Raw genomic sequence first — 24,666 nt, 5'->3', positions numbered from 1 at the left:
AATCCTCCTAATTCGTCGATATTCCTTTTCGTGTATGCTTATTCGAAAAAGAGACCAAGGAATTTTTTTACTTTTGATGACATCTTATCTTCCGGATGTTTTTCTGGCTTTGCTTTTGTTTGTTGTTGTTGTTGTTTTTGAACTTTCTTCTCGATTGGTTCAGAAACAGGTGCCGAGGCGACGAAGGTCCCACCTGGTAATCTAGCATTCTTGTATGCATATTTGATTAAACCAACCGCAGTTGTGTATTGAGGTTCTCTTACTCCTATATAATTGGGAACGGCTTTGCGAACTGGACTTTGGAATATAGATTGAGCAAGTTCTAATACACCTTGCATATTTGCAGTACCGCCTGTAAAAACGAATCCTCCAGGTAAATCATTTATTCCTAATCGTTTCAATTCATGAGCAATCAATTCAAAAATTTCTTCCATTCTAGCTTCTATGATTTCAGAAACATATAATTGATTAAATTGCTGATGTTGATCACTTCCAATAATAGGAACACTAAAGAATTCATCTTCTGAGGCATCATCGTAAAAAGCATGTCCATATTTTACTTTAATTTTTTCAGCATCCTCGGTAGAAGTATGTAATACCTTTGAAAGGTCATTTGTAATTAAATCTCCTCCAACCGGAATAACACTAGTTGCAGCCAAGTATCCTTGTTCGAAATAAGCGATAGTTGTAGACCCGCCGCCTAAATCAATTAATGCAACACCTAAATTCTTCTCATCCTTTGACAATGCATAATCACCAGCTGCAAGCGGCTGTAAAATAATGTCTGTGATTTCTAATCCAGCACGTTCCACACATCGCAGTGTATTTGTAATAATAGCATTTGATCCAGTGACAAGTGTTCCTTCTACTTCCAAACGAACACCAATCATGCCGCATGGATTATTAATTTCATCCTTACCATCAAGGATAAATTGTTTTCGTATTACTCCGATAATCTCTCTATCCTGAGGAATAGAAACAACTTGAGCTTCTTCTATAACACGTCTAACATCATCATTGGTAATTTCACGATTTTGACTAGAAACCCCTACAATCCCACGACATGGTTCAAGAGCGACCTGATTGCCAGAAATACCTACAATTACTTGTCGTATTTCCATCCCAATCATTCTTTCTGCTTCTTCAATAGCACGTTTAATAGAATGAACGGTATCATTAATGTCAATGATAGATCCTTTACGCAGCCCTTCTGACTTTACATTTCCAACACCAATTATATTGATAGAGTCATTGACAATTTCACCGATGATTACTTTTACACTGGATGTACCGATGTCAAGACTTACATATATTTCATTGCTGTTCATTCTTTGGCACCTCCTTAACATTACTTCAGTCGAACAACATTTATATTTCACAAGATATTTAATAAAAAAGTACGTACCTATATCTTATAAAATTATTCGTCACAACTAAATAATTCCCTTTAAAAAAATCAAATTTTTTCTATTTTTTCTTTGCTTGTTGACCATTTTGTCAATAATATTCTTCTTATTACAGCTATATTTTGAAATAAGCGTACACCAAAGGCGAAAACAGCTGCTAAATACAAGTCTACACCAAGATGAACGCCTAGAAAAGCTAAACTTGCAGCAAGTAAAATATTAAAAAAGAATCCAGAAACAAAAACTTTTTCATCATAAATATTTTGCAGTTGCGCTCTTATGCCGCCAAATAATGTATCAAGCGCTGCCAGAACTGCAATTGATAGATAATTAGAATATTCTTCCGGAATCCTTATATCTGTTAATAGACCAAGGAGTACTCCAATAATTAATCCTAATAAAGGCAGCCACATTATGTATTCCCTCCTTCATTCGCTTTCAATGACTCTAAATATCGAATCCGGATAGGATTATCATATGCGGGGATGGTAACCTCAGGGGTTGGTTCAGAAATAATCAGCTTAAGGTTTTCAGTGAAAAATTCCTCCGTTGCTTTTGAGGCTTTTATCCGATTGTATAATTTTTCAGCTGTTTCAATACTTTCTACACCGACCCTAACTTCTATTGGTAAACTTGTTAATGCATGACCATCAATTTTTGTTTCATTATTGATATCTCTTATGACCGTAGTATTGATAATTCTTTGACCATCTACTGATATATACATGGCGTCATACATATTCAATTCATTCAATAATCTTTTTAACAGTTCAGGTGAAATTTCCTTTGAAACCGGTGCTCCAATTTGGATTTCCTCCAAAATAGGGTCAATTTTCAACTTTAAACCTGGAACTTGAACCTCCGTCAATCCGGCTTCAATTTTCAGTTCTTCAATCGTATCTATTAAAGCCTGTTCCTTACTTTGCTTTTGCTTGGAATCATAGGCAAGTAATTTTTCTTCAATGGATCTAATTTCACTTACCAACTCTGATTGCAATTCCTTTTCTTGGAGCAAAGCCTCCCGCAGCTGCCACAAATCACGAGTATCGCGTTCGACCGGTTCTTTTACAGTTTGAAACTGAATGGCAATCATAAAACCAATTACTGTGGATATTGCAATAAAACTAATATTTTTTTTTTGCTTGTCCACTTTTTTCACCTTACCTTTTAAATTTATCTAATGTGGACATATTTAATTTCTATGAATTTCCTAAGATGGGATTCAGAATAATTTCGTTCTGTTTTTCCAGGGTAAAGACAATATTATCGTTAACTAGTTGATCCTTCACACCACCGGTAAGGTTTAATGCAGATGCCAATACCTCAGAGTCACCAATAGCTGTAATGACAAACGGTGCTGGATGTTGAATTCCATCAACCGTAATAACAGGTCCGTCACATAGTATATAAGACTGGCTTGTTAATCTCTGGCCATTAATGGCAATGGCAGCAGCCCCTGAGATGTAAAGTTCATTAATAACTTTAAAAACATGGTGTTCATGGACCAGATAGTTATTAATATTTTCTTCCTTTGGATCGTAGGCCCCGTCTGACAGCTGTACCATTACACCTTGTCCCTTAACCTTAACTTTACCTAAGAACATTCGGTATTTTTCTGCATCTTCAGCAAGGTTTGAATAGGCTTCCGCTTCTTTTGAAAGATCTTTTTCGTTTTCTAATACCTTATCTTGCTTCCGGTTTAATTCTTTTTGTAATCTCCGATTCAATTCCTCAATCTCTATTAGTTGATTTCTTAGGTCTAAGGTTTTTTCCCATTGTTTACTTGTTAAATTTGTGTTTTTTTGCTTTATTTCTTTTTGAGTAAAGTGATAAGAAAATGCAATCATAAACCCAAGAACAAGGCATACAAGGGATAATATTACATGCTTACCCTTCACCTTTATCATTCTCAATTTCTGATTCCTCCGATTCGTCCGCTTCCAATTCATAGGCCTTAAAATATGAACCTACCTCTAAATCGATAATCCCCTTTTTATTCGGATCTAATTGGCTAATGATTGAAGGATAATGGATCATTTTTTCCGAAAAACTTCGTAATGTGGCACTTACTTCAAAACCATCATTCATGAATAAAGAAATATGATATTGATCCGTTTTTTTCGGGGTATAATGTACTTCAGAGATTGCGTTTAGAACCTCATCCGGAAGCTCTTCAAGGGCAGAGACCATTTCTTTAAGGATAGCTCCCTCTTTAAATTTAAAGAGAATGGGTGCATTGACAGGTAGTTCAGCCACTACCCTATCCTTAAGGATTTTTCCGTTTTCCATAACAGGGTAATAGGAGTTATCTGACTCGAGATATGCAATTTTTTTTCGTTCCTCAATCTCAATCATTACTGTATTAGGCCATACAATTTTTACCTTTGCCTCTTTAATAACATTCACCTTTTGGAGATTTATAGCAATTGAATCTTCCTTTACACTCCAAATATTTGTCTTTTTTGATAAATGACTGGTACTGATTATTTCATTTGTTGACAGTAGATCATTACCTTTAATGGTTATCTTTTTAACATGACTTAATGGCGACTGTACATAAGCGACGATGGCAATCATGGTAAAGAACAAAAATAGAAGAAAAATAAGCCTTCTGTTGGCTTTACGACGTCTTTGCTCTTTAAGCTTTGGAATTCTATCCTCAATAGCGACAATCTTACCTTTATCCATACACTTCCCTCCATTAAGAATAACGCTTAGCATGTCCTAAAAGAAAACCTATGATATCTACCCGCTTTTCCTGCCTAAAAAGCGAAAACAACGGCACGAAAAATCATGCCGTCATTCATTTTCTCAGTTTTTTTCCATATTTATAATGAGTAATTATACCACAAAATTTGTAATAAGTACGACTAATTCTTATTACTTTCGACCAATAATTTCTACCTCAGTTTCCATTTTAACTCCAAATAAATGTTCAATTTTATCTTTAATATACTGAATTAAATCTAGTACATCCTTGGCAGTTGCATTACCGGCATTTACAATAAAATTTCCGTGCATTTCAGATATTTTTGCTCCGCCAATTTGGAAACCTTTTAACCCGGCTTCCTCTATTAATTTACCGGCATAATTTGGCAGCGGGTTACGAAAAATACTTCCTGCACATGGAAAATTCCATGGCTGCGTTTCTTTACGATAATCTTTGTTTTTTTGCATTTGCGAAACAATAGCAGTCCTATCACCCATTGTCAGCTTAAATTCCGCTTCAAGTACGATACCAGGACGTTTCTTTTGAAGGACCGAAGTTCTATAGGTGAACTCCATTTCATCATTAGACAACCATTCAATGGACCCGTCTTCAAACAATATGTGTGCCTTTGTTAAAATCTTACTAATATCTGAACCATGTGCTCCTGCGTTCATGTATACTGCTCCACCAACTGATCCAGGAATACCACTTGCAAATTCAAGTCCAGACAAGCCCTTCTTTGAAATTAATGTTGATAAGCTGACTAAAGAATGTCCTCCTCCAACCGTAATAGTGGACTCATTAATGGATAGATGGTTTAACCCAGAACCTAATTTTATTACAACACCTTCAATCCCCTTATCAGAAACAAGAAGATTTGATCCTCTGCCAATAGCTCTCCAAGGAAGTTGACGCTCCTTAATGAAGGTCATTACTTTTTGAATATTTTCCAATGATGATGGTTCAATAAAGAGATCAGCTGGACCTCCAATTTTCATGGTTGTATGCTGGGATAGCAGTTCATTTCTTTTCACTTTGCCAATATTTAATTCTTGAATTTCTATTAATAATCCGTCCATTCCTATCACCCTATCTTTCAAAACAAACGTATAGTTTTAGTTTATGCTGAAAACTGTATTGGGCTACTTTTGTTTTCCTTGGACTAGCTGTTTCATTAGTTTATATAGCCTATCAGCAGAGTCCGGCACCCCTAAATTTTTTGCTTTTGTTTTCATCATTTTTAGATTTTCTTGGTCTAACAGGATTTTGTCAATATGTTGAATGAGACTTTTGCTATTTAAGTCTTTCTCGATTAGTAATTCTGCTGCTCCGTGATCACTTAGTGACCTTGCATTTTTTTCTTGATGATTATTCGTAACATAAGGGCTTGGCACGAGAATACTCGGAATTCCTAATGAAGTGATTTCAGCAAGTGTCGTTGCACCAGCTCTTGAGACAACTAAGTCAATCCCAGCTAGAACCTCAGGCATGTTATGAATAAAAGGCTTAATCACAACGTTTTTCGGATTCCCAACAAGTTCAGCTTCTTTTTGTACATCAGCATAATGAACATCACCCGTAATATAGAGTACTTGATAGGGCTTTTCACCAAATTCAGAGAGCGCCTTAACTACAGCATCATTGATGGGTCTTGCACCACGACTGCCCCCGAAAATTAATACTGCTGGCATTGTCGTACTTAATCCTGTCGAAAGCCTTCCCCTAATGCCATCTTGCCCAATGACTTCGGAAGCCCGAGGGTTACCCGTAAACACTACTTTCTGCTTTGGAAAATATTCTCTTGCCTCCTCAAAACAAATAGCAATCTTGTTAACGTATCTGCTTAAAAATTTATTAGTTAACCCAGGAACACTATTCTGCTCGTGGACAATGGTTGGAATATTTAATTTAGCAGCTGCATATACAACCGGCCCACAGACATAACCACCTGTTCCAATTACAATATCAGGCTGGAATTCTTTTAACATTTTTTTACTGTCCCTAGCACCTTTTAAAAATCTTAAAATCGTTTTGATATTATCCAAGGATAATTTTCTTTTGAATCCGGTAATATGGATGGATTTAAAAGGTATCTTTTCCCGAGGAACTAATGTACTCTCCAGCCCGCTCTTTGTTCCTATGTATAAAACTTGCGCATCTTTATTTTCTTTTTGTATTTCCCTTATGAGTGCAAGAGCTGGATAAATATGTCCTCCAGTTCCACCGCCGCTTACTACTATTTTCATATGTCCACCTCAAATTAAAAAATGCTTTACGCTCATTTCTTATCCTATCTTACTATAAAATTAACAGAACGTAAGGATTGCAAAAAGAATGTTATCTAATTGTAAACTAATAAAGGAAATAAATAAAAAGAACCCTGCATCAAAACAGGGTAAATTAATATCTAGAATAACGGCTAATGTTTAATAAAACACCTATAGCCATCAACATTAAGGTTAGGGATGATCCGCCATAACTTAGGAAGGGAAGAGTGATTCCAGTAACAGGCATTAAACCAGTTACTACTCCGACGTTTATCATAACTTGAATGGCGACCATTGAAATGATTCCAACTGCCAGAAAGCTTCCATATAAATCGGGTGCCCCTAGGGCGATACGTATTCCTCTCCATAACAACAATGCAAATAAGAGAATAATGAAGGAACCGCCAATAAAACCTAGTTCTTCTGCTAATATTGCAAAAATGAAGTCAGTTTGTGGTTCAGGCAAGTAAAAGAACTTCTGTCTGCTTTCACCAAGTCCAAGACCGAATAAGCCGCCAGGACCAATTGCATAGAGCGATTGGATAATTTGAAAACCACTACCCAAAGGGTCTTGCCAAGGGTCTAAGAAAGAGGTGATCCTTTTCATCCTATAGGGTGCAGAAGCAACCAAACCAACAAATCCTGCTAATCCGATTAAACCTAATAAAGCAAAGTGTCCAACTCTAGCACCTGCAATAAATATCATCACTACACAGGTGCCAATCATTACTGTTCCAGTACCTAAATCTGGCTGTAGCATAATCAAGGCAAAGGCAATAAATACAAGGCCTAAAGAAGGCACCAGCCCTTTTTTAAAGGAGGTGATCAACTTCTGTCTCTCAGAAAGAAACTTCGCTAAAAAAGCAATCATAGCAAGCTTCATAAATTCCGATGGCTGAACGGAGAAGGCACCTACGCCAATCCAGCTTCGCGAACCATTTCGAACATTACCAACCCCTGGAATGAGTACGAGTATTAGCAGCACAAAGCATGTTATCAAAATGACCTTTGACCATTCTCTCCATGTCCAATAATTAATATTCATGATAAAAAACATGGCTGCTATTCCAACACCCGCAAATAGCGTTTGTCTTTTTGCAAAGAAGAACGAGTCATCAAATTTATATTCCGCCCATACCGCACTTGCACTATAAACCATAATAAGCCCTACTGCTAATAACGTAAATGTACAAATTAATAATATAAAATCAGGAGTTGTTCTCTTTGTCGGCACACCTAACACCTCGAATAGCAAGTTTTAGGGCTTCGATGTTGCCCAGCTCCAGCGACAAAGTCGCTTCCGCTTTTCGTTGGACAAGCCCTTACTTAAGCTTATGCACCGCTTCGATAAAAATGTCTCCCCTGACTTCAAAACTTTTATATTGATCCCAGCTTGCACATGCAGGAGATAACAAAATAACGTCACCTGGTTCTGAATATTCAAAAGCAACAGGCACGGCCTTTTCAACATTATCGACAGTGTTAATTTGTTTTATTCCTGCTTCTTCCCCAACTCGCTGAATTTTCGCTGCAGTTTGACCAAAAGTAATTAATGCTTTCACATTTTTCAAATATGGGATTAACTCATCAAATTCATTTCCGCGATCAAGGCCGCCAGCAAGCAGAATAATTGGATTTTTAAAAGCTTGTAACGCGGGTATAGTTGCAAGTATATTTGTTGCCTTTGAGTCATTATAAAACTTTCTGTCCGCAATTTCTGATACGTACTGTAGACGGTGTTTAACCCCTGTAAACGTTCTAAGAACACTTTGTATGGACTCATTCTTAACACCGGTTAACTTTGCAGCTGCCATAGCGGATAAGATATTTTCTAGATTATGAACACCAGGAAGTGCGATTTCATCTACTAACATTACTTTCTCGCCTTTAAAACAAATCCAGCCCTCATTAATGTAAGCACCTTCCATAATCACACGCTTTGTCGAAAATGGTATAGCAGCAGCTCGGGATTGTTCAGCAATTTCCCTCACTTCCTGCTGATCTGCATTATAAATAAAGTACTCTGCTGCACTTTGATTTTTGGTTATATTCGCTTTTGCTTTAAAATACTCTGCTCTATTACCGTGATAATCTAAGTGAGCATCATATAAATTCGTAATAATGGCTATCTTAGGATTGAATGTTTCTATCCCCATTAATTGAAAGGATGATAACTCGATAACGATATTATTTTCCGCAGTCGCCTCTTCTGCTACACCAGAAGCTACCGTTCCAATATTACCGGCAATTAAAGGCATCTTATTACCTGCATTCAACATTTCAAAAATTAACGTTGTCGTGGTCGTTTTTCCATTTGTACCGGTTATACCAATGAAAGGTGCTTCAGATATTTGATAAGCAAGCTCCACCTCAGTTAATACAGGTATTCCCTTCTCAATAGCGCCTTCAATGATTGGGTTTTGATAAGGAATACCGGGATTTTTAACGATGAGTTCGAATCCTTCATCAAGCAGTTCAACAGGATGCTCACCACAAATGACTTTAATACCTTGCTCTAATAACCCTCGCGCCTCTGGATTTTCTGATAATGGTTTTTTATCATTTACCGTCACGAATGCACCAAGCTTATGTAATAGAGCAGCAGCAGTTACCCCGCTTTTGGCCAGCCCAAGGACAAGAATTTTTTTATGAAGATACGTATTTATCTGCTTCAATTATAACCACACCTCAATATAGATACCTAGTATCGCTAATATTAAACCAACACTCCAAAATGTAACAACAACCTTCCACTCAGACCAGCCAAGCAGCTCGTAATGGTGATGGAGCGGACTCATTCGAAAAATCCTTTTACCTGTTGTTTTAAAAGAGATAACCTGCAAAATAACAGACAAGGTTTCAATGACAAATACTCCACCTATAATGATCAACAATAATTCTAACTTTGTTAAAATTGCTATGGTAGCAATCGCACCACCAAGTGCGAGTGACCCGGTATCACCCATAAACACCTTTGCAGGGTGGGCATTAAAAACTAGGAACCCTAGAACAGCCCCAGCTACTGCAACTGAAAAAATTGCCACTTCCATTTGCGATTGATTCCAAGCAAGGACAGCATAGGCACCAAAAGCAATCGCGGCAGTCCCTGAAAGTAATCCATCGAGTCCATCTGTCAAATTGACTGCATTTGAGAACCCTACAAGCCAAAAAACAATGAAAAATACAAAAAACCAGCCTAATTCAATGGAGTAACCACTACCTGGGATAGTGATTTCCGTAGGAAAACCATTTTCTTTATAAACAAGATAAAAAATAACTGAAATAATAATTTGCCCTAAAAGTTTTTGTCTAGAAGTTAAACCTAAATTACGCTTTAATGCGACTTTGATAAAATCATCCAAAAATCCAAGTAAACCAAATCCAAATGTCACAAGAATAAGTAAATAGGTTTTAACAGTCGGTTCAGAAAACTTTCCAGTCATGACAAGAGTGGTTATAATAATGGAAAATAATATCATGATTCCGCCCATCGTTGGGGTACCTGTTTTTACTTGGTGGGATTTGGGACCTTCCTCCCTAATGCTTTGTCCAAATTTCAACCTTCTTAAGAAGGGAATAAAAATTGGAGAAAGCAATACGGTAATCAGGAAGCCCATTAAAATTGTGAAAAAAATAACTTGCTCCAGCATTTTATCCCCTCCCTTCTACATTATTATTCGAATTCTTCATAGATATCTTTTCCAACATTACAGCTATATCATATGTTTCTTTATTTTCTTTGAGAAGTTTTTTATTAAAAAATGCGAAATTGGTCATATTCATTTTCTCTCTATTATCTCCGTCTATTTTTTCAAAATAAAATCGTAAAAGATCTAGGACTCCTGAGGTCAGATTTTCAGTAAAAAAGATGGGAAAGTGATTTGGAGTATATTTAGGTATCTGTTTCTTTTTATCCCAAACCGCTGCAATGGCTCCATTTGCGATGGCATCTAAAAGTTCCCCTGAATCATCGCTTAATGGGATAAATAAACCTCTTGTCTGCACTATACCTGCACTGTCAGAAACCATAAAATATAAATGATCCGCCTCTTTTACACCTTTAAAGTCTGGGAATAATGTTACTAAATCATTAAAAGCTAAATACATTTCTATCTCTCCTCGATAGCTTCCCGAGCAACGACTCGGTCATCAAAATCATAAACATTACTGCCAATTATCTGGTATGTTTCGTGACCTTTACCTGCAATTAGGATTACATCACCCTCAGCAGCCTGGTTAATTGCGTTAACAATTGCCTCTTTTCTATCTGGAATGGTGATGTAGCTTTCCCCTGTGGCACCATTTTCCATATCTCCTAATATTGCTATAGGGTCTTCACTTCTAGGGTTATCCGAGGTAAAAATAGGATCTGTACCATAACGACAGGCAATTTCTGCCATCAAAGGCCGTTTTGTTTTATCCCGGTCGCCACCACATCCAACGATTACAAAAACCCTCTTTTTCGCAAAGCTTCGAATCGTTTTCAACACATTTTCTAAGCTATCTGGTGTATGCGCATAATCAACAATAACTGTAAAATCTTGTCCTGCATTTACAAGCTCAAATCTTCCGTCTACCCCTTTAACACTTTCAATAGATTCAATAATTACCTCCATCGAAATATTTGAAACAAAAGCAGCAGCGATACTAGCCAAAACATTATAAACACTAAACTTTCCAATTAACTGTATGTTGATTGGATAACTCTTCTCTTTTAATACTATTTCAAATGAAGTCCCCGCAGAAGTCATCTTAATATTTCTAGCATGAAAATCTGCCTCATTATCAATTCCGTAGGTCACAACATGAGCCGCCGTAGATTTTCGATACATTTCAGAAGCAGAGTCATCAGCATTTAAAATTGCGAATTTAGGTTTATTCACGTCGAATGAGTTTCCAAGCTGGGAAAATAATAAACTCTTAGCGTGCCTATAGTCATCCATTGTTTTATGGTAATCTAAATGATCTTGAGTCAGGTTCGTAAAAACTGCTATATCGTAGTCACAACCATGGACTCTCCCCATATGTAAGGCATGTGATGAAACCTCCATTATTGCTGTATCTACACCAGCATCAAGCATTTGTTGGAAACCTTTTTGAAGGATTAAACTTTCTGGCGTTGTATTTTTAGTTTCAATCTTCTGGCAGCCTATTTTTGTATACATGGTTCCTATTAACCCTGTGCTCCGATTTACATCAGAAAATATTTTTTCGATTAGATGACTGGTAGTTGTTTTCCCGTTGGTACCTGTGATTCCGATTAAATGCAGCTTTTTTGTTGGATGGTTATAAAAAGCATCAGCTAATACTGCCATCGCTCTAGTTGCATCCTTAACAATTATGACTGGTACAGAAAGAGCTAGTGCCCGCTCAGCTAGTACTGCGGCAGCTCCATTATTCACTGCAGATTCAGCATAATCATGTCCATCGACGGTATATCCTTTAATACAAATAAATAAACTTCCCTTTTGCACCTTACGATTGTCATTTTCAATCGATGTAATTTCAGGATCCGTCCCTTGATAAGGAACGAGGGGGTGCAAATGTTGAAGTAAATCATGTAGTTTCATAATCTCAAATCCTCTCTTGCCTTTTGCAAAAATAACAATTTTTTACATGAAAATTTCTTCTTAAAAAGATTCACCTTATTTTACAGCAAAACCAAGTAGAATTCCATTTATCCTTTGGTTTTTCAAAAAAACAGGCGGCGGAAATCATTCCGGCCGCCTAACTGATAGAACTTTTTAACTCTTTCTTTATTCCTCTTTCCCAAAATAAAGTCTTATTGTTGAACCTTCTTTTACTTTTGTACCGGCCTCCGGGGACTGCCTTACTACAATATCACCTTCACCACTTGCATCAATTTTAAGATTTAACAGCTGTTCAGTAATCTCAAGTTTCGTTAAACCCGTTAAGTCAGGAAGTGTAATGGGCGCCGTATCCGGCCATCTTAATTCTTTTTCAATTTGATCTTTTCTAGGTTTTACTCCCATTGCCATAAGACCATCCTTCATTATACTGCCAACGATTGGAGCACTTATGGTTCCCCCGAAGATAAGTCCGCCTTTGGGATTATCTACAGCCACATATACAACGATTTCTGGATCATCTGCAGGGGCAAACCCCATAAACGAAACGATAAAGTTATTTTCCAAATATCTTCCGTTTTGCGCTTTTTGAGCTGTTCCTGTTTTACCGCCAATTCGATAGGAGTCAACAAAAGCCCTGAAACCAGTACCTTGTGCAACAACACTCTCCAGGGCATGTCGAATTTCCTTAGACGTTTCTTCAGATATTACTCTTCGTTTCTCCACAGGAGTATTTCGCATCACGATTTCTTTTGTGACAGGATCAATTAACTCTTCTGCAATATATGGCTTATAAAGAATCCCGCCGTTTACAGCTGCGGCAACGGCTGCAACCTGTTGAATAGGTGTTACTGATACGCCTTGACCAAAAGCAGTTGTTGCTAATTCAACCGGACCTACTCGGTCTATATTAAATAGAATCCCTGAACCTTCACCAGCTAAATCAATCCCTGTTTTCTGCCCAAAACCAAAATCTTTTATATATTTAAACAATTTATCTTTACCTAATCTTTGACCAAGTTCCACAAATCCCGGGTTACATGAATTTTGGACGACTTCTAAAAATGTCTGGCTGCCATGGCCGCCTCGTTTCCAGCATTTCAGCCTTGCACCCGCAACCTCTACTGAACCTGGATCATGAAAATGTTCTTTTTCTAAATCCACTTTCCCTTCCTCGAGAGCAGCAGCAAGAGTGATTATTTTAAAAGTAGAACCCGGCTCATAGCTTGACCACACGGGAAGATTCCGGTTATATACTTCCTGAGGAACATTCCTGAAATTTGCTGGGTCAAACGTTGGCCTACTTGACATCCCTAAAATTTTCCCATTATTTGGATTCATCGCAATCGCAATAATTCCATCTGGATTATATGTTGCTTCCGCAATATCAAGCTCTCGCTCAATAATAGTTTGAATTTTGGTATCTATTGTAAGCTTTAAATCAAGACCATCAACAGGATGCTCGTAGTCGTCAGCCATATCATCCATTCTTTCACCTTTGGCATTAGCGTAAAACTTAACGGATCCTCTTTCACCGCTTAGCTCTTTATCATAGTAAAGTTCTAATCCCATTAACCCCTGGTTGTCCACTCCGGAAAATCCTAAAACATGAGAAAGATAACTCCCAAACGGGTAATGCCTTTTTGAATCTTCACCAATATAAACACCTTCGAGTCCTAAAGCCCTGATTTCTTTTGCTTTTTCATGAGAAATTTTTCTTCCTTCTTTTATCCTTACAATCGATTCACCCTGGGTAATTTGTCGATATGCATTCTCCTTAGGAATATTTAACACAGCGGCCAGTTTTTCAGAAGTTCCAGCAGGGTCTTTAACCTGTCTCGGTACTACATATACAGTTGGGGCACTAACATTTGTGGCTAACGGGACACCATTACGGTCTATTATCTCGCCGCGCTCTGGTTCAAAAGGAATATTTCTACTCCAAGAACCTTTAGCTTGACCGGTCAACATATCACCCAGTACAAACTGAACATAACCAAGTCGGACATCAATGATTAAAAAGATAAGAATTCCAACGAACAATGCAATCATTAACCTCTTACGGACAGTTACATTTGAAACACGCATAAAATGAACGAGCCTCCTTTATCCTACTCGTTCATTTATATGCTTGTACTTATTTGGATAGAACGATTACAGATACCGTTTTAAGCCTATTATCAGTCAAACGGGACATCTTCTGCAACTTCTTCAGATAACTCACTATTTTCATCAACTTCCTTGTTTTCTTCTTCTAACTTTAAGGTTTCTTCTGGGGTTTTTAAATCAACAATTAAAAAATCTCCCTTGCGTAAAAGCGCACCCTCTTTGAAATTTTGCTTAACCACATAACCGCTGCCTGTAGAATTTAGTTTAACTCCAGTCAGTTTTGCAACCTTCATCACGTCCCTGAGTGACCACCCTGAAAAATCCGGTGCATTCAACTCTCCATCAGTTTGAAGGATAATCTTCTCACCTTCGAGAATATTTGTGCCAGCAGCTGGAAGCTGTCCCGTTACTTTTGTACCTTTTCCTAAAACAACTGCCTTAAGTTCCTGTTCCTCAAGTTTTTTTATTGTTTCTGTAACAGATTCACCCTCGAAATCATCTAATTTCGAAGTAGAGGCTTTTTCTTGTTGTGAAGGTTGAATATTCAAGTAGTGTAAACTGTTTTTCATTACAGGATTAAAAACCATTGAAACTGGAATAGAACCCAGGGAATAGTGCTCTATTTCCGGTTGTTGAACAGCAACATATACAACTAATTTCGGATTATCAGCAGGAGCCATGCCTAAAAATGAAAAAATATAATCTTCTTGTCCCCCTAAATAACCGCCCTTAGGATCAGGAATACTTGCTGTTCCTGTTTTTCCTGCTACACTATAGCCATCAATCTGATATCGATTCCCCGTACCCGTTTCTTCATTTGTTACTACTGTTTCAAGAATATCAAGTACTTCCTTTGCGGTTTCAGCAGAAATTGGTGTTTCAACAACTTCAGGCGCAGTATCACGAATGATCTCTCCTGTGTCGTGATTAACGACTTTGTCCACCACATGAGGCTTCATCATCTTCCCCATATTTGCAATCGCTGTTGCCGCCTGGATTTGCTGGATTGGCGTAATCGCTGTCCCTTGTCCATATGCAGTGGTTGCTTTTTCAATTGGCCAGGTAAATTGAATTTTTCCAGACGTTTCATTTGGAAGGTCGATACCGGTTGGGCGATCCAATCCAAATTTAGTTAAGTACTCACGAAATTTTTCAAAACCTAATTTTTCATTTGCCAGCTTTGCAAAAGCAACATTCGATGAGCGCTGTACACCTTCAAGGTAGGAAATAGTTCCCCATCCAGATCTATTATGGTCATGTATCGCCTTATCTTTTGATGTTACTCGATAAGAACCGGACTGGAATAATTCATTGGGATCAAATTTTTTTTCTTCAATAGCCGCAGCAAGCGTGAAAATCTTCATTGTTGAACCTGGTTCAAAAGAAGTTTCGACGGCTTCATTATGCCAGCTATTTTCAATCCCTTCCTTCGTTTTAGGATGGAAGGAAGGTCTTTGTCCCATCGCTAAGATTTCACCTGTTTTTGGATCTGCTACAATAGCGATGATTTTCTTTGGATTATATTCCTCTACTACTTTATTCATAGCATCTTCTAAGAATGTTTGAATCTTCTTGTCAATCGTTAAGTAGACATCATTTCCGTTCTCGGCAGGGGTAACCTTCTGTTCACCGTTTGGAAGCAAGTATCCCCATAAATCACTTTCGTAATTGATTTCCCCATCCTTGCCCGTTAACTCTTTGTTTAATGACTGTTCAATCCCCATTTTCCCGACGTAATTGTAAGTTCCATCCTTTTCGTCAATTCTGTCAGCGTAACCAACTAGATGAGAAGCAAAAATTCCATTTGGATAAAACCTTTTTGAGTCGCGTTTAAAAGTAATCCCTGGAAGTTTTAGAGCTTCAATTTCTGTTTTTGTTTGGTGAGAAATGTCTCTTCCCGCTTTTCCAAATTCAACCTGAAACTGATCTTTAGTCAAGCTACTATAAATCTTTGATTCTTCCATATCAATAAACTTTGATAATTCCCTGGCTGTTTTTTCCGGATCCGTAACATGGTTAGGCTTTTTTGGATTCGTGGTCATCTTTTTATCTAAAATGGCAATCAGCGTATATGAAGTGGTATCCTCAGCGATAACTTCCCCTTTTTGGTCATAAATCACGCCTCTAACACCATCCAAATTTCCTGTTCTGCTGTATTTTTGCTGGGCTTTTGCTGCAAGCGGCTGGGAACCGACCTCCCCAGTAAATTGAATGGAAAAGTACCTAAAGAGCAATATAAAAAAGAGCAGGCCGAATACTACAAACAATCCGGCTGCTCCGAAATTCATATATGGCTGTTTCTTGTTCATTTTTCGTGCACAACCTTGACGTTATTTTCGTTTTTTATAAGCCCCATTTGTGTCGCCTTTTCATAAATTCGTTCGTACGAACTAAGTTCACTTACTTGTAACTCAAGGTCGCTGTTTACCTTTTTAAGTTCATTAATCGAGGTTTGAACCCCCTGAATATCCTTATTTACCTGGTAAATTTCTGCTTGATTCGAGATGAGGTTGACGGCACCAAAACAAACCAGCCCTGTAAATACAATTCCGATTATTTTCTCCCCAGGTGTTAGCCAGTGCTTTTTTGTTTTTACAATAGTACGTTCCTGAACCTGTACTGTCCGTTCTACTTGCTGCTGTTGCTGAAATTTCCTGGCAAGACTACTCATTCTTTCCCCTCCACATAATTTTTTTATAATTTTTCCGCAATACGAAGCTTTGCAGATCTGGCACGGTTATTATGTTCTAATTCTTCTTCTGATGGAAGAATCGGCTTTCTAGTAATTAACTTCATAATAGGTTTGAATTCCTCGGGAATCACAGGTAAGCCATGTGGTAAATCTGGAATTTCACTTACTTTCTTAAAAGCGGCCTTACAAATCCGATCTTCTAATGAGTGAAAGGTAATTACACTTATCCTTCCTCCTGGATTAAGAATATCAATTGCTTTTTGCAAAGATTTCTCGAAAACAGCCAATTCATCATTGACGGCGATTCTCACTGCCTGAAAAATTCTCTTAGCTGGATGTCCGCCCTTCCTTCTTGCAGGAGCAGGAATCCCTTCCTTAATCAGGTCAACCAACTCAAACGTAGTTTCAATTGGCTGATTCTCTCTTCTAGCCTCTATTTTTCGGGCAATTTGCTTAGAGAATTTCTCTTCTCCATAGCGAAAAAAGATCCTAACCAAATCCTCGTAAGACCAATGATTAATGACATCATAGGCTGAAATTTGCGCTTCATTATCCATTCTCATGTCCAGCGGTGCATCATGATGATAACTGAAGCCTCTTTCTGGAGTATCTAATTGAGGAGAGGACACACCAAGGTCATATAAAACCCCGTCAACTTTTTCAATCCCTAGCTTTTCAAGTTCTTCCTTTAGGTATAAGAAATTGCTTTTGATTATTGTTAGTTGCTCACCGTAGAGTGACAATTTCTCTTTTGCATGTGCAATAGCTATTTCGTCTTGATCGAAGGCAAACAATTTTCCGTTATTAGTAAGTTTTGAAAGTATCTGGGAACTGTGGCCGGCTCCACCTAAAGTACAATCAACATAAATGCCGTTTGGTTTAATATTCAATCCATTGACAGCTTCATCTAGTAACACAGTTGTATGTTCAAACATCATTATCACCTTTTCCAATCGAACGATATAAAACGGAGCTATAATAGAATAACTTGTCCATTATATATCAAAACCAATCATATTTTCTGCAATTTCGGCAAAAGAATCTTCGGACTGCGAGAAATAGTCTTCCCAAATCTGTTTGCTCCAAATTTCGATTCGATTGGAAACTCCTAAAACTACACATTCTTTTTCTAATTTTGCATACTGAAGCAATGGTGCAGGAATGTTAATTCTTCCTTGTTTATCTAGTTCACTTTCGGTAGCACCAGAAAAGAAGAATCGGGTAAATGCACGGGCATCTTTTTTCGTCAGTGGCAGGCCTTTAAGTTTTTCTTCAATCAATGCCCACTCTGATAATGGGTAACCAAATAAACATTGATCCAAACCGCGGGTGATGATAAACATCTCTCCAAGGTCTTCGCGGAATTTGGATGGCACAATCATACGGCCTTTAATATCAATGCTATGATGGTATTCACCCATAAACATACCCGGTACCCCCACTTTCTATATAAAATGTACCACATTCCCCCACTTTCCTCCACTTATTTTTTAATAATTCTTGCTTACTAGCTTAAATCCTTTTTTATCCTGTAAACTTTTTCAAAAAAAAAAAGAAACTTCACAGGGAGTGAAGTTTCACTAAAGTTTAATTACCTTATGCCGACCATTAAATTCGAATTCAAGTTCCATTAATTCTTTAATAAAATTAGTTCCATACTGATTTAAATAATAGAATATATTCCACACTCGCTCTTGAGGGAAACCATCCGGACGCAAGGATAAATCAATACGGTTAAACTTACTAAGAATCACATCAAACTTTGACTTTACTGATTCTTCCAGCTTTGTTTCCATGAATCCGATTTGCTTTAATAGATAGTTTTCATTTTTCTTTAATAACGGCAGCAGACTCTTGTCAAGCTCATTTGTTTTCGCTTCAATCAGCTCATACTGCTTTAAAACTCGAGATTTTAGTGAAGAGAATAGTTCAGATACTTCTTTATCCTTTATGGACTCAAGATATCGATCTCTTTCTTCGACACTACCCCTGCTTAAAACCTCGGTTAGTTCTAATTGCAGCTCATTTAAATCACTTTCAATGGCTCTTTCCAACAAGGTAATGTTTAATCTTGGAACAATAGGCGGCATTTTTATATTAAAATGCTCAAAAACAAGCTTTAATTCAGCCCAATAAGAAATTTCACCCGGTCCAGCAATAAAAGCTAGTGTCGGAAATAGCCACTCTTGCATTAGGGGTCGTGTCACCACATTATTACTAAGTTTTGCAGGATCTTGGCAGGCAATTTCCATTAATTCATCTTTCGAAAAGGAAACTGCACCACTTTTCCCCACAAAATGATTACTATCTAGATCAAATTCCAGTAAAATACGTTCATTTGATTTTGGATGGCAGTAAAAGATATTCGCTGCTTTTTCAGTTGAATCAATTGTGATAGGAAACCCATTTTTGCCGATTACACTTTGCTGCTCAAGTAAATTATTTGTAACTTCCCTATGGTGTTCAATTTGTTTAGAGAAGTTTTCTTTTTGTAAGAGACGGAAATTACTGTCACCTGAATCCACGATTAATAAGCCATAATCTTTAAAAAGTTCCATAACAATATTGGCAAAAAAGTCAACAAATGTAGTTGATTTCAATAACGCTTCTTCAGCAAAACGAATTAATTGTTTTGTATGGTTCGTTTCCCCAAAATTTTCAATAAGATTATTTACCCATTCCCTGCAAATTTCTTTATTCAGGTTAATATCCGAGACCATCTTCTTTTGTTTAACCTTTTCTGGGTAAGACCATTTGTCTACTCTTTGCTCTACCGGCATAAACAGATGATTAACTTCATGAAAATCATGGTCCTCTCCTGCAATCCAGAATACAGGCACAACGGGAATTCCAAGCTGTCTCTCTTTTTCCTCAGCCAATTTAATAATTGAAATGATTTTATGTATGGAATAAAGAGGTCCAGTAAGTATTCCTGCTTGTTGACCGCCAATGACAACTACACTATTCAATTGTTTTAGTTTTGCAAGCGAGTTATTTACTGCCTCTGATGTTGGAAAACGCTCCATAAATTTCTCAATGTGATCAGCTACTTCTTCACGCGGAAAGCTTCGATTACTTAATTCATCCAATCTTTTCTGATCTTCGCCAAAGTCATTAAACCGATAATGAAAAAAAGACAAAATATCAGGAGATTGCTCTAGATAATTAGAAGCAAATCGGTTAGTTGCTGATAATGAGAGATCTAAAATCTCCATTTAAGTACTTCCTTTCTAATCAACCGTATTCATTCCATATGAGTATAACATCATCTATCCTAATTAAAAAAATCTTTGCTTAGGAAAATGTAAAAGTTACCGCACTCCGCAATATACCGAATAAAGTTAGGGTTATATAAGCTAAAAAGAAGATTAGAAAATTAAATCTCCAATAGCCTTTAAACACCTTCGTAAAGATAATTTCACCCTTTATTCTCCAATGTATTACCACAAAAACCATTGCAATAATAATTAATAATAGCAGGATCAACCAGAAAAATGATTTTCCCCAGATGGTTATTAATAAAAAATGAACGGCCAAGATAAATAAAATGTTTGAGTAGTCCAAGGCTTTATGAAAAGACTTTCGAGCGTTTTTAGTAATTAGCTTATTTAATACAAAAATGATGAAAAACCCGAGTAGAGGTGCTGTTAAGAAAATAGTGATGATTGATGAAATAAATGAATTCAATTAACTCCCTCCCTAGCCTTTTCTTTCCCTTTTAATAAATAATAGTAATTCTCAATATTTATTGCCTTCTTTTGTTGTTTATTTGCTTCATCTAACAAAAAACCAAGAATCGCGTCTACCTCAGTCCTTCTTCCTGCCTCCAAATCTTTTAGCATAGAGGACTGATTATCACCTGTTTTTTTACATATTCTAATCATATCTCTAAACTTCCTAATAGGATCTTCTAAGCTTAAAATAAAGGCAATTTCAAGAAATAGTTTTTTCACGGCAGCAAAATAAAAAGTGTTTGTAATTAATTCCCCGTTTTTGACTTGAAGAATTGCCGTTAGAGGATTAATTACTGCATTAGCAATTAATTTATTTACCATCATTTGATAATAATTGTCTTTGATTGTAATAGGAAAATGTATAGGTGCGCATGCCTCCGCAAGCTCCATTAGAATTTCAGATTTACCTTTATATAGAGCTGCATTAACAGCTCCTCCACCATTGTGACGTACCGTATTTGAATTCACCTTACTTGCTCCGTGCTCAACGGACCCAACAAGAATGGCAGCGGCATCGATTTTTTCAATTAATTTTAAATGACCCATACCGTTTTGTAAAAATAATAGATTTTGTGGGCTGCAATCGAATTTAGTTAAATGGTCAATTATCGAATGAAGTTGATATTGTTTCACAGCAATAATCGTTAATTCTTCAGTACCCTTCCACTTTGAAATTGGAAAAGCCTTAACGTTGACCCGACTTTGAATTCTGCCATTTTGAAGGATTACTCCCTTTTGATTGATGACTTCAGCTTGTTCGCTCGTCCTAGTATAAAGTGTTACAGAAAAAGCCTTAGCCAAGTATGACGCGAATAATAATCCTATCGAACCAGCACCAACAATGCCAATATTATTCATGATATCCACCCATTTTTATCTATTTTACTAATATTTTAGCAGATACTAGTTTGTAAGTCTGTCCTAAAAAAAGAAAAAAACCCATTTCGATCAGATCGAAACGGGACTTTTAGATTATTATTAACATCGTTTTAATACCGCAAATTCAGAAAACGCTTTCCTTCAATCAAATTATTTAAAGAATTTTTCGTGTATTTGTTATATAATAAATATAATTCATTTTGAATAATCTTATCATTAATCCCATTCCATATTATTCAGCAATAAATGAATATATACAGGTCTTATGCAAACCAATTCTTAGGGGGCTAAATTATGGTAATGAAGGTTGAAAAATTAAAAGTAAATTTTAAAACACTAGAGGAATTTAAAAAATTCAAAGAATATGGAATCCAAGAGCTTTCTATGCTCGAGGATTTAGAAGCAAATATGGTTGATAATGATAGCGACTCTCCTTTTTACGGGATCTATTTCGGAGACAAACTAGTAGCCCGTATGAGTCTATATCAAATTAATGCGAAGTTTGATCGTTATTTCTATCCTCCACAAAATTATTTAGAACTATGGAAGCTTGAGGTTTTACCAGAATATCAAGGCAAGGGTTATGGGAAGGAACTTGTAGAGTTTGCTAAAGGCTTGGGTCTCCCAATTAAAACAAACCCAAGAGTACAATCAAGAAACTTTTGGGAGCATATGAACTTTACAAACGTTGAATACGACATGGAGCGCGACAGAGGCGAAAACCCACTTGTATGGTATCCCGAAGGTGTTGAACCAGCTCATAACGAATAAAAGCGAAAGCGCCTTGCTCAGGGGCGACAGGCATAAGACGAGCCGGCGAGAAGGTTGGTCTTTACCTTCTTGACGGATTGGCTTATGACCCCGAGCCCCTAGGCGCTGTAGCTAGACAGATAAAGAAAAGCGGACAAATTGTCCGCTTTTTGCTATTTTTCAACTCTTTCGAGGTTTCCGTTCTTATCCATTTGAAATTTTACTTTTTGTTGTCTATCTTCTTCTTGCAAGACAACCATTTTTCGTGCTCTTTCCATAATTTCAATTAAAGAACGGTAGTCCTCCTCGATTGCTTTTAGGTTTTTTGATAATCTTTCATTTTCGGCTGCAAGCGAATAAGATTTCTTTTCAAGATCTTTAATTTTTTGAATAGACTTCTCTTTCGCCTCCTCGATGCTTGACGCAGCAGAAGCTTTCTTATGAAGGTCATCTAAGAAGTGCAGCACGGATTGGAATGTAACACTTTCACTCATGGATGAAGCAGGTGATGCCGCCTCTTCATTGGTTAACTCTTTTTGATAATCTTTTTCCGCAGACACGCCCTGTTTTTTTAATTCCTTCCGCTGTTTTTTTGCAAGTTCAATTCCTGATTTATATTGCTTCCTTACAAACGAATTCCAACGGAAACCGCAAGCAGCGGATGTTCGAGACAGCTGTTTCCCCACTTCTTCAAATGCTTGGAGCTGTGTCCCACCTTCTCGAATATGTCTTAACACAACTTCAGCTAGCAATAAATCTTCATCTTGGGACCATGCATCTTGGCGAGTTGGTGACATAAGTCAAATCCCTCCTAGTGTTTTTATTCATACATATGCATCTACTAGAAAAGATAGACTGATTAACAGATTGTCTTTATTCTTATTTCTTCGTTTTTTTACTAATAAAGTTTTGGACATATCTATGATGGGAATCACTTTCCCATAGAACACTACAATTATTGACTTCTTCTTCTATTCTTTCTCGAAGCTTACTTTCCTTCCATTTTCGAATCCACATCATTTTATATGATTCTAATACACTTAATTCAACAGCTAACAGTTTCTCCAAATAGGCTTCACAGGAAGAGATGGGGTCCTTTGAATATATAAAGTCTATAAAACCGGCTTCTTTTAAATATTCAGCAGTTTGAATATCAGCTTCCATTAAAAGTTTCATACTGCCTGCAGCTGGCAGTTTTTCTGCTAAAATCGTGCCCCCGCCCCAACCAGTGGTAATTGCTTGTTTACCCTGAACAAATCCAGCTTTTACCCCTTCTCTCGCTAAACGGAAATCACAGGCGGCAGCAAGCTCACATCCCCCGCCGATGGCCGTACCATTAATAAGAGCAATTGTTGGTTTCGTCATTGTCAGAATCGAAATAAGAATTTTTGACATTTTTGAAAGCATTACATAGGCCTCTTCTTTTGTTTTAAGCTGATGGAATACAGATAAGTCACCGCCTGAACAAAAAGCAGTGTCACCTTCCCCTGTAATAACAAGCGCCTTAATTGAAGGGTCATCAGCTAATGAAATGGCTTCTGTTAATCCCTGCATGACATCATAATTAATCGCATTTCTTTTATCACTTCTTGCGATTGTAAATAATAAATAACCACTATCCCTTTTCTCAATGGTATATGACAAGCTGCTTCCACCTTTCTCTCCTGTTTGTATGTATATAAAATCTCGGGTAACGACAAAAGCACAAGGGCATATTGCGCCTTGTGCTTTATCCTAATGGAAATTAGTCGTTAACAACGTCTTTACCCTTGTATGTTCCGCAAGCTTTACATACGCGGTGTGAAAGTTTCATTTCACCACAGTTTGGGCAGCTTACCATACCAGGTACGTTTAATTTAAAATGTGTACGACGTTTTCTTTTTACAGTTTTAGAAGTCCTTCTAAAAGGTACAGCCATTCTTCCCACCTCCTTAAAGAGTATTAAGAAAGTAATGAAGGCCAGGAATGCTGGTTCTTCACTTTGCTTCTTGTTTTGCTGATTATGATTCGGAAGAAGAATTGTTTTTGTCAAAAAACTTTGCAAGACCTGCTAGTCTTGGATCAATCTTCTTAGATCGATCTTGATCATGAACAACTTCCCAGTCCTTACCGGATTGTGGTGCAGCATCTTCATGATTAACATCCTCACAGAACACCTGCATTGGAACTTCTAGTAAAAGGATTTCTCTAATGACTGGCATTAGATCAATTACTTCCCCTTTTACTTGATATACTTCCTCTTCAGTTTCATATTCTGAACCTTGTAAGAGGAAAGTTTCAGTTGTGTCGACATTAATCGGAAGCTTTACATCCACTAAAGTACGAGAACAAGGTAAGATTAAATAACCTTCTATTTTCAAATGAAATGTCACTTTTGTTGAATCAATGTCACCCCGACCGGTAATATGCATCGGAGATACTTCACGAATCGATGGATCCGTTTCAATAATTTCATCAACTCTAATCGTATCATCAATCAGAAAATCCTTGTTTCGATATTTTTGTAATTGGCTTAATGTCCATTTCAATTG

24 protein-coding genes and 1 pseudogene are annotated in these 24,666 nt (G+C 37.2%); 1 reads left to right on the top strand and 24 read right to left on the bottom strand.

Annotated elements, in window-relative coordinates; genetic code table 11:
* Window positions 1-38: 38 nt before the first annotated feature.
* From ftsA to ACY3XC_RS08555, 20 genes and pseudogenes are all read right to left on the bottom strand, one after another.
* Entirely contained in the window at window positions 39-1,328 is a 1,290-nt protein-coding gene (gene ftsA / locus ACY3XC_RS08650; protein ID WP_464868192.1) for a cell division protein FtsA, read from the bottom strand.
* Window positions 1,329-1,433: 105 nt separating this feature from the next.
* Window positions 1,434-1,819 (bottom strand): annotated as a pseudogene (locus ACY3XC_RS08645) (small basic family protein).
* Window positions 1,819-2,556, bottom strand: a complete 738-nt coding sequence (locus tag ACY3XC_RS08640) for a DUF881 domain-containing protein (protein WP_464868191.1) — start codon at window positions 2,554-2,556, stop codon at window positions 1,819-1,821. Before ACY3XC_RS08640 ends, ACY3XC_RS08645 begins: the two are co-directional and overlap by 1 nt.
* 49 nt (window positions 2,557-2,605) lie before the next feature.
* Window positions 2,606-3,313 (bottom strand): DUF881 domain-containing protein, encoded by a 708-nt coding sequence (locus tag ACY3XC_RS08635; protein ID WP_256989261.1) that lies wholly within the window; start codon window positions 3,311-3,313, stop codon window positions 2,606-2,608.
* Window positions 3,294-4,094, bottom strand: coding sequence for a cell division protein FtsQ/DivIB (locus tag ACY3XC_RS08630; RefSeq protein WP_464868190.1), 801 nt, complete (start codon window positions 4,092-4,094; stop codon window positions 3,294-3,296). Before ACY3XC_RS08630 ends, ACY3XC_RS08635 begins: the two co-directional genes overlap by 20 nt.
* A 192-nt stretch (window positions 4,095-4,286) precedes the next feature.
* Entirely contained in the window at window positions 4,287-5,195 is a 909-nt protein-coding gene (gene murB, locus ACY3XC_RS08625) for a UDP-N-acetylmuramate dehydrogenase (protein WP_464868189.1), read from the bottom strand.
* Between the two features lie 63 nt (window positions 5,196-5,258).
* Window positions 5,259-6,362, bottom strand: coding sequence for an undecaprenyldiphospho-muramoylpentapeptide beta-N-acetylglucosaminyltransferase (gene murG / locus ACY3XC_RS08620; protein WP_464868188.1), 1,104 nt, complete (start codon window positions 6,360-6,362; stop codon window positions 5,259-5,261).
* Window positions 6,363-6,516: 154 nt separating this feature from the next.
* Entirely contained in the window at window positions 6,517-7,617 is a 1,101-nt protein-coding gene (gene spoVE / locus ACY3XC_RS08615; RefSeq protein ID WP_179160927.1) for a stage V sporulation protein E, read from the bottom strand.
* An 88-nt stretch (window positions 7,618-7,705) separates the two neighbouring features.
* Window positions 7,706-9,058: a UDP-N-acetylmuramoyl-L-alanine--D-glutamate ligase gene (gene murD, locus ACY3XC_RS08610; protein WP_464868187.1), complete on the bottom strand. Its 1,353-nt coding sequence runs from the start codon at window positions 9,056-9,058 to the stop codon at window positions 7,706-7,708.
* Window positions 9,059-10,033: a phospho-N-acetylmuramoyl-pentapeptide-transferase gene (gene mraY, locus ACY3XC_RS08605; protein ID WP_464868186.1), complete on the bottom strand. Its 975-nt coding sequence runs from the start codon at window positions 10,031-10,033 to the stop codon at window positions 9,059-9,061. It lies immediately after the preceding gene.
* A gap of 1 nt (window position 10,034) precedes the next feature.
* Complete coding sequence (locus ACY3XC_RS08600) at window positions 10,035-10,490, bottom strand: hypothetical protein (protein WP_179160930.1); 456 nt, start codon at window positions 10,488-10,490, stop codon at window positions 10,035-10,037.
* A 2-nt stretch (window positions 10,491-10,492) separates the two neighbouring features.
* A complete protein-coding gene (locus ACY3XC_RS08595; protein ID WP_464868185.1) occupies window positions 10,493-11,953 on the bottom strand; it encodes a UDP-N-acetylmuramoyl-L-alanyl-D-glutamate--2,6-diaminopimelate ligase in 1,461 nt (486 codons plus the stop codon).
* A 186-nt stretch (window positions 11,954-12,139) separates the two neighbouring features.
* Complete coding sequence (locus ACY3XC_RS08590) at window positions 12,140-14,059, bottom strand: stage V sporulation protein D (protein WP_464868184.1); 1,920 nt, start codon at window positions 14,057-14,059, stop codon at window positions 12,140-12,142.
* A gap of 92 nt (window positions 14,060-14,151) precedes the next feature.
* A complete protein-coding gene (locus ACY3XC_RS08585) occupies window positions 14,152-16,389 on the bottom strand; it encodes a penicillin-binding protein (RefSeq protein WP_464868183.1) in 2,238 nt (745 codons plus the stop codon).
* On the bottom strand, window positions 16,386-16,751 hold the full coding sequence (gene ftsL, locus ACY3XC_RS08580) for a cell division protein FtsL (RefSeq protein WP_179160934.1): 366 nt from the start codon (window positions 16,749-16,751) through the stop codon (window positions 16,386-16,388). Before ftsL ends, ACY3XC_RS08585 begins: the two co-directional genes overlap by 4 nt.
* A gap of 23 nt (window positions 16,752-16,774) precedes the next feature.
* A complete protein-coding gene (rsmH, locus tag ACY3XC_RS08575) occupies window positions 16,775-17,707 on the bottom strand; it encodes a 16S rRNA (cytosine(1402)-N(4))-methyltransferase RsmH (RefSeq protein ID WP_464868426.1) in 933 nt (310 codons plus the stop codon).
* Between the two features lie 60 nt (window positions 17,708-17,767).
* A complete protein-coding gene (mraZ, locus tag ACY3XC_RS08570) occupies window positions 17,768-18,199 on the bottom strand; it encodes a division/cell wall cluster transcriptional repressor MraZ (protein ID WP_095247750.1) in 432 nt (143 codons plus the stop codon).
* Between the two features lie 153 nt (window positions 18,200-18,352).
* Complete coding sequence (gene bshC / locus ACY3XC_RS08565; RefSeq protein ID WP_464868182.1) at window positions 18,353-19,987, bottom strand: bacillithiol biosynthesis cysteine-adding enzyme BshC; 1,635 nt, start codon at window positions 19,985-19,987, stop codon at window positions 18,353-18,355.
* Window positions 19,988-20,066: 79 nt separating this feature from the next.
* Complete coding sequence (locus ACY3XC_RS08560) at window positions 20,067-20,459, bottom strand: DUF3397 domain-containing protein (protein ID WP_179160937.1); 393 nt, start codon at window positions 20,457-20,459, stop codon at window positions 20,067-20,069.
* Entirely contained in the window at window positions 20,456-21,364 is a 909-nt protein-coding gene (locus ACY3XC_RS08555) for a 2-dehydropantoate 2-reductase (protein ID WP_464868181.1), read from the bottom strand. Before ACY3XC_RS08555 ends, ACY3XC_RS08560 begins: the two co-directional genes overlap by 4 nt.
* A gap of 315 nt (window positions 21,365-21,679) precedes the next feature.
* Between ACY3XC_RS08555 and ACY3XC_RS08550 the strand changes: the two genes are divergently transcribed.
* Window positions 21,680-22,156 carry an N-acetyltransferase gene (locus ACY3XC_RS08550; RefSeq protein WP_179160939.1) on the top strand — a complete coding sequence of 159 codons (477 nt, stop codon included), beginning with the start codon at window positions 21,680-21,682 and terminating at the stop codon, window positions 22,154-22,156.
* A gap of 152 nt (window positions 22,157-22,308) precedes the next feature.
* Here ACY3XC_RS08550 and ACY3XC_RS08545 read toward each other — a convergent pair whose 3' ends face one another.
* The 4 genes from ACY3XC_RS08545 to ACY3XC_RS08530 form a co-directional block, all read right to left on the bottom strand.
* Complete coding sequence (locus tag ACY3XC_RS08545; RefSeq protein WP_464868180.1) at window positions 22,309-22,932, bottom strand: RsfA family transcriptional regulator; 624 nt, start codon at window positions 22,930-22,932, stop codon at window positions 22,309-22,311.
* A gap of 82 nt (window positions 22,933-23,014) precedes the next feature.
* A complete protein-coding gene (locus ACY3XC_RS08540) occupies window positions 23,015-23,779 on the bottom strand; it encodes an enoyl-CoA hydratase/isomerase family protein (RefSeq protein WP_464868179.1) in 765 nt (254 codons plus the stop codon).
* Window positions 23,780-23,879: 100 nt separating this feature from the next.
* Window positions 23,880-24,053 (bottom strand): 50S ribosomal protein L32, encoded by a 174-nt coding sequence (gene rpmF / locus ACY3XC_RS08535; protein ID WP_063251584.1) that lies wholly within the window; start codon window positions 24,051-24,053, stop codon window positions 23,880-23,882.
* A gap of 82 nt (window positions 24,054-24,135) precedes the next feature.
* A complete protein-coding gene (locus ACY3XC_RS08530) occupies window positions 24,136-24,663 on the bottom strand; it encodes a YceD family protein (protein WP_464868178.1) in 528 nt (175 codons plus the stop codon).
* Window positions 24,664-24,666 lie beyond the last annotated feature (3 nt).

Source organism: Bacillus sp. CZDM1 (assembly GCF_055502545.1).
The sequence above is the reverse complement of the archived record's forward strand: the minus strand, read 5'-3'. Positions and strand labels throughout refer to the sequence as shown.

Coding starts and splice junctions, on each gene's coding strand:
- ftsA (WP_464868192.1), bottom strand. CDS start 1,328: ATGAACAGCAATGAAATATATGTAAGTCTTGACATCGGTACATCCAGT.
- ACY3XC_RS08635 (WP_256989261.1), bottom strand. CDS start 3,313: ATGATAAAGGTGAAGGGTAAGCATGTAATATTATCCCTTGTATGCCTT.
- ACY3XC_RS08630 (WP_464868190.1), bottom strand. CDS start 4,094: ATGGATAAAGGTAAGATTGTCGCTATTGAGGATAGAATTCCAAAGCTT.
- murB (WP_464868189.1), bottom strand. CDS start 5,195: ATGGACGGATTATTAATAGAAATTCAAGAATTAAATATTGGCAAAGTG.
- murG (WP_464868188.1), bottom strand. CDS start 6,362: ATGAAAATAGTAGTAAGCGGCGGTGGAACTGGAGGACATATTTATCCA.
- mraY (WP_464868186.1), bottom strand. CDS start 10,033: ATGCTGGAGCAAGTTATTTTTTTCACAATTTTAATGGGCTTCCTGATT.
- ACY3XC_RS08600 (WP_179160930.1), bottom strand. CDS start 10,490: ATGTATTTAGCTTTTAATGATTTAGTAACATTATTCCCAGACTTTAAA.
- ACY3XC_RS08595 (WP_464868185.1), bottom strand. CDS start 11,953: ATGAAACTACATGATTTACTTCAACATTTGCACCCCCTCGTTCCTTAT.
- ACY3XC_RS08590 (WP_464868184.1), bottom strand. CDS start 14,059: ATGCGTGTTTCAAATGTAACTGTCCGTAAGAGGTTAATGATTGCATTG.
- ACY3XC_RS08585 (WP_464868183.1), bottom strand. CDS start 16,389: ATGAACAAGAAACAGCCATATATGAATTTCGGAGCAGCCGGATTGTTT.
- ftsL (WP_179160934.1), bottom strand. CDS start 16,751: ATGAGTAGTCTTGCCAGGAAATTTCAGCAACAGCAGCAAGTAGAACGG.
- rsmH (WP_464868426.1), bottom strand. CDS start 17,707: ATGTTTGAACATACAACTGTGTTACTAGATGAAGCTGTCAATGGATTG.
- mraZ (WP_095247750.1), bottom strand. CDS start 18,199: ATGTTTATGGGTGAATACCATCATAGCATTGATATTAAAGGCCGTATG.
- bshC (WP_464868182.1), bottom strand. CDS start 19,987: ATGGAGATTTTAGATCTCTCATTATCAGCAACTAACCGATTTGCTTCT.
- ACY3XC_RS08555 (WP_464868181.1), bottom strand. CDS start 21,364: ATGAATAATATTGGCATTGTTGGTGCTGGTTCGATAGGATTATTATTC.
- ACY3XC_RS08550 (WP_179160939.1), top strand. CDS start 21,680: ATGGTAATGAAGGTTGAAAAATTAAAAGTAAATTTTAAAACACTAGAG.
- ACY3XC_RS08545 (WP_464868180.1), bottom strand. CDS start 22,932: ATGTCACCAACTCGCCAAGATGCATGGTCCCAAGATGAAGATTTATTG.
- rpmF (WP_063251584.1), bottom strand. CDS start 24,053: ATGGCTGTACCTTTTAGAAGGACTTCTAAAACTGTAAAAAGAAAACGT.